This is a genomic window from Xanthovirga aplysinae, assembly GCF_009711365.1.
In the GTDB taxonomy this organism is placed as follows: Bacteria; Bacteroidota; Bacteroidia; order Cytophagales; family Cyclobacteriaceae; genus Xanthovirga; species Xanthovirga aplysinae.
The window spans coordinates 1-5,548 of the sequence record NZ_SMMB01000929.1 but is presented as its reverse complement, the minus strand read 5'-3'; the positions used below and the strand labels follow the sequence as shown (position 1 = coordinate 5,548).

Annotated in this window: 5 protein-coding genes; 2 read left to right on the top strand and 3 right to left on the bottom strand. The window is 35.5% G+C overall.

The window, feature by feature from the left end:
• Positions 1-1,824: DNA topoisomerase IV subunit B (locus E1171_RS08330; protein ID WP_155205549.1), on the bottom strand; the 1,824-nt coding region annotated here is incomplete at its 3' end.
• A gap of 421 nt (positions 1,825-2,245) precedes the next feature.
• The gene (locus tag E1171_RS08325; protein WP_155205548.1) at positions 2,246-2,719 is read right to left on the bottom strand and encodes a hypothetical protein; all 474 of its coding nucleotides are present in this window, start codon (positions 2,717-2,719) and stop codon (positions 2,246-2,248) included.
• Between the two features lie 487 nt (positions 2,720-3,206).
• Here E1171_RS08325 and E1171_RS08320 point away from each other — a divergent pair, with 487 nt between their 5' ends.
• Both E1171_RS08320 and fbaA read left to right on the top strand, forming a co-directional pair.
• Positions 3,207-3,449, top strand: coding sequence for a hypothetical protein (locus E1171_RS08320; RefSeq protein WP_155205547.1), 243 nt, complete (start codon positions 3,207-3,209; stop codon positions 3,447-3,449).
• Positions 3,450-3,720: 271 nt separating this feature from the next.
• Positions 3,721-4,800: a class II fructose-bisphosphate aldolase gene (fbaA, locus tag E1171_RS08315; RefSeq protein ID WP_155205546.1), complete on the top strand. Its 1,080-nt coding sequence runs from the start codon at positions 3,721-3,723 to the stop codon at positions 4,798-4,800.
• A gap of 84 nt (positions 4,801-4,884) precedes the next feature.
• Here the strand turns inward: fbaA and E1171_RS08310 are convergent, their stop codons facing one another.
• Positions 4,885-5,376, bottom strand: coding sequence for a YkgJ family cysteine cluster protein (locus tag E1171_RS08310; protein WP_155205545.1), 492 nt, complete (start codon positions 5,374-5,376; stop codon positions 4,885-4,887).
• Between the last annotated feature and the right edge of the window lie 172 nt (positions 5,377-5,548).

Here is a 5,548-nt window from a genome sequence, read left to right as displayed (position 1 = left end):
AATAAAACCCTGGCGTTTTGGAGTGTTTTTTCCCATGTAAAAAGTTAGCAATTGTTGAATACTTGAATCCTTTTTAAGAATAACGGGTTCCAATCGAATATCATCACCTATAAAACCACCAAATTCATCAGGAGAAATCTCCCCTAAACCTTTAAATCGGGTAATCTCTGGCTTTGCACCCAATTTTTCTACCGCATTTAACTTTTCCTGTTCGCTATAACAGTAAACTGTCTGTTTCTTATTTCTAACTCTAAAAAGTGGAGTTTCCAAAATAAAAACCTTTCCTGCTTTCACCAAATCAGGGAAAAACTGCAGAAAGAAGGTCAAAAGCAATAAACGAATATGCATACCATCCACATCGGCATCGGTAGCTATAATTATCTTATTGTAACGCAACCCCTCAATTCCATCTTCAATATTAAGGGCATGTTGCAACAAATTAAACTCCTCATTTTCATACACTACCTTTTTAGTGAGGCCGAAAGAGTTTAAAGGCTTTCCTCTCAAACTAAAAACTGCCTGTGTTTGCACATCCCTCGATTTGGTAATAGAACCACTTGCGGAATCTCCCTCTGTGATGAAAATCATTGTTTCTCCCCTTCTGTCACCTTTTTTATCATTATAGTGCAGCCGACAATCGCGGAGTTTTTTATTGTGCAAATTGGCCTTTTTTGCCCTCTCATTAGCTAATTTCTTAACCCCGGCAATCTCCTTTCTTTCCCTTTCAGACTGTAAAATACGCTTCAGGATGGCATCTGCGGTATCCGGATTTTTATGAAGAAAATTATCCAATGCTTTGGTAACAAAATCATTCACAAAAGTCCTTAGTGTGGGTCCGTCCGGTCCCACAGATTGAGAGCCTAACTTGGTCTTTGTTTGAGATTCGAAGACAGGTTCTTGAACCCTTACGGAAATGGCACCCACAATAGATGCCCGGATATCTGTAGCATCAAAATTCTTCTTATAAAAATCCCTCATGGTTTTCACCAAGGCTTCCCGATAAGCAGCCAAGTGAGTTCCCCCCTGAGTTGTAAACTGTCCGTTTACAAAGGAATAATACTCTTCTCCGTACTGATTAGCATGGGTAAAAGAAATTTCTATATCCTCCCCTCCTAAATGGATAATAGGATATCTTATATTTTCTTCTTCAGTTTTGGAGGCTAACAAATCCAACAATCCATTTTTGGAATGATAGCGTTTTCCATTAAAGTTAATGCTTAAACCAGCATTCAAATAAGCATAATTCCAGATTTGATTCTCTAGATACCCAGGAATAAAATGGAAGTTCTTAAATATGCTACTATCTGGTTCAAATACAATTAGTGTACCGTCTTTTTCCTCCGTTTTCAGATCTTTTTCCAAGCTTAGCTTACCCCGCTCGAATTCAGCCAGTTTACTCTTTCCGTCCCTAAAAGATTGAACTTTAAAGAAGGCTGACAAAGCATTCACGGCCTTGGTACCTACACCATTCAACCCCACGGATTTCTGGAAAGCCTTAGAATCGTATTTACCCCCTGTATTAATTTTAGAAACACATTCAACTACCTTTCCAAGAGGAATACCACGTCCGTAATCTCTCACCTCCACTCGGTGATCGGTAACTCGAACCTGTATATTTTTACCAAAGCCCATCACGTGCTCATCAATACAATTGTCAATGACTTCCTTTACCAAAACATAAATTCCATCATCGGGAGCAGAACCATCCCCAAGCTTTCCAATATACATTCCCGGGCGAAGGCGGATGTGCTCTTTCCAGTCTAATGACCGGATACTATCTTCATTATAGTTATTGATTTTATTGTTGCTATTATTTGTTGCCATACAAGCCCTTTATTTTCTTCAAAAACCCTTTGAACAAGGGTTCAGGTTTTTGCCAAACTTTAAATTTACAAATGATTTTTAGATTCCAAATTTAAAAACACATCTATTAAAAAAGTTATTCCCCCTCCCCGCCCATTTCAAGCAAAGCCATTGAACAGTTTAGGAGTTCCTTTTCTGTCTCAAAAAAGGTTAAAATCATTATAAAGAGTTACTAAAAGAACATTAATTTAAAAAACTTGGTAGCTGTCCACTATATCATCTTTCTAATGAATTGAAAACGGAAAGTTAAAAGTCAAATTTTAAATTTCAATCATAAAAAAAGCTTGTTCAAACAGAAAACCCTGTTAAACAAGCTTAAAACTAATCTTTTCTTATCTAATTTTCAAAAGCAATATTAGAAGAATCACCCCTAGAGGGCTCTTTACTTTCTTTTTGCAAGAATAACTACCAATGCAACTAACCATATCGCCATTAAAACAGGGCCGACATAGATAAAGGGAGAAAAACGAGTAAATTCCTCCGCAGAAGTTCTATTAAAAATCCCCACCAAAGAAACAGTAAAAACAAAAAAGACATTTACAACCAAAGCAAAGCTAATAAGCCAGTTTAAAATCTTTATCTTGAAAGACTCTGACTTAAAAAAAGAAGTTTCTCTTACTGGCAATTGCCCTAACATCCCCCTTAAAACATAAAACAAGGCATTCCAGACTATAAAAATAGAGATGCCAGAATAAAAGAAAAGGGAGCGATCAATAAAAATCGTTTGAAAACTACCTCGGGGAGTAAAAAGAGCCACTTGATTAGGCAAAGCTGCATAAACGTAAAGAAAAACTCCCAAAAAAATCAAAAATGAAAAAGCCCAGGAACGGCTTATTAATTTACTTACCACCTCCATATAACTCTGTTAGCTAATTAAAATCTTATTCTTACAAGTACTTAACTTAAGAATTTCAACCACAATCCTTCGTAAAATCGCCGCAATATAGCACAATTTTCAATGATGATTGAAGAGTGAAGACTTAAAAGTGAATTGTGGAAAGGGGTGACTTTGGGTATCCAAAGTTTATGTTCTGTAATCAAAGTAGTTAATACCATTTTCCTCACAGAAAAATTTAAAGGGATAAACAGAAAGAACAATAAACAAAACAAAGGGAAAGAATGATAATTTAAATCTCTACTTTTATCTCAAACTACAAAATGTATTTTTGCAGCATAAATAACTACCTAAACAACTTATGAAACTTTATTTCAAAAATGCCAACTGTTTTTTTTTAATGGCATTAATCTTAATAACATCGTGCTCCTCCAAAAGATCCATTCAAGGGGTAAGTTCCAGTGATTGGAAAAAAGATCCATTGGGATGCTCAGGAATCCGAATAAAGATGTTACCACAAATTCTAGAGAATAAGGATCAACTTTTAAAAGCTAGTGAGAAAGAAGTTATTGCATTTTTAGGAAAGCCAGACAATCTTGAGCTGTACAGCAAATCACAAAAATTTTACATTTATTATATTTCCCCTTCCCAAAAATGTCCATCTGGAGATCCTAACAATACTGAAACAATTTTAAAAATCAGAATTAATTCTTTAGGCTATGCAAATGAGATTACCGTTGAAAAACAATAACGATAAAAGCAAAGGATAGCACTTTAACGTTTCCGCTAACGTTTACTGAGAAAATATACATCCAAAAAAACACAAAAAAATTCTCAATTTCTTTTTAGCCTAGAGATTAACTTGTAGAGAAAAACTTCCTTCGAAAACGTTTTCTATTCAAAATTGAGGCCCTTTTGAGGAATATACTACTATTATTATTAAATTGCCGAAAATTAAAATTTAGCCTCTCAAACCATAGGCTTTAATAAAAATTTATAATCCGTAAAATACGCAATTCAAAATGAGCGAGATCAAAACCAAATTCCGACCAGGTGTACTTTTTGGTAAAGAAGTGCAGGAACTTTTCAATTATGCCAATAAAAACAACTTTGCTATTCCGGCAGTCAATGTAATTGGTACTGATTCCGTTAATGCCGTACTAGAAACTGCACGTGACCTGAATTCCCCTGTAATCATTCAGTTTTCTAATGGAGGAGCAAGTTTTTTTGCTGGTAAAGGTTTGAGCAATGAGGGACAAGAGGCAGCCATCGCTGGAGGTATTTCAGGAGCACAGCATGTCCACCTAATGGCGGAAAGATATGGGGTACCAGTCGTTTTGCATACTGACCATGCTGCCAGAAAGCTGTTACCTTGGATTGATGGACTTTTGGAGGCAAGCGAGAAACACTATCAGCAATTTGGCAGACCTTTGTTCAGCTCGCACATGATTGATCTTTCTGAAGAGCCAATAGATGAAAATATCGATACCTGCAAAAAATATTTAGAAAAAATGGCTCCCTTAGGGATGACACTGGAAATTGAACTAGGAGTTACCGGAGGAGAAGAAGATGGAGTAGATAATACGGATATCGACAGTTCCCGTCTATATACACAACCTGAAGAAGTCGCTTACGCTTACGAAGAGTTAAACAAAATCAGTGACCAATTCACTATTGCAGCTGCCTTCGGAAATGTTCATGGAGTGTATAAACCAGGAAACGTGGAATTAAAACCAATCATTCTAAAAAATTCCCAGGATTTCATTCAAGAGAAATTCAATACAGGTGAAAACCCAGTGAACTTTGTATTCCACGGAGGATCAGGTTCAAGCCAAGAAGAAATCAGAGAGGCGATTGGTTATGGTGCTATCAAAATGAACATCGATACAGATATGCAGTGGGCTTTTCTGGAAGGGGTAAGAAATTACTTTGATGCCAAAAAGGATTATTTGCAAACACAAATTGGGAACCCAGAGGGAGAAGATAAGCCTAACAAGAAATTTTATGATCCGAGAGTTTGGTTGAGAGAAGGAGAAAAATCTTTCGTAAACCGTCTAAAGCAGGCTTTTGAGGATTTAAATTGTATTGGAAAAAACGACTAAATTTATTTTAGACATAATTAGATTAGACGTTTTGAAAAAAAGCCCTAGAAATAATTTCAAGGGCTTTTTTTTAATTTCATCTATTTAAATTAGATCCTTTTCATCTTTCATTTTTTTAACTATCTCAAAAACAGCAGGACATATCTCAGTATTTTTAAGGGTAAGATTTAATATTTGATAAAAACGCTTCCTATTTGTATGAGGATATTCCCTACATGCAGTTGGTCGGCTTTCATATACAATACAAGTATTATCGTCTGCCAAAAAAGGACAAGGTGCCTCATTCAAAACATAATCCCCCTCATCATCTTGATGTAAATATTCATCAATAAATTCAGAGTATTTCATTTTTAAGGCACGGGCCATTCTTTCGATATCCCCTTTGTAAAATATAGGACTAGTTGTTTTACAACAATTGGCACATTCAAGACAATTAATCTCCTCAAAAACCTGCTGATGAATCCGATGTACAACATTATCGAGATATGAAGTCTTCTTTTTTCTCAATCGTTGAAAAAATTTTCTATTGTCAGCCTTAGCGGCTAAGGCTTCCTCCTTTATTTCATCAATATTCATCCCCTTCTTTCATTAAGTTCATGAAGGCATTTAGCTATAGCCAAAACAGCATACCTGATAGTTAAATTGACCATTTAAATTTTCAATAATAATTTGAAGCTAAACAAAACACCATTCTTAAATTTTTCACTCCTACCAATAAATGTCCTCATTCAAATACTTAATTCATTCA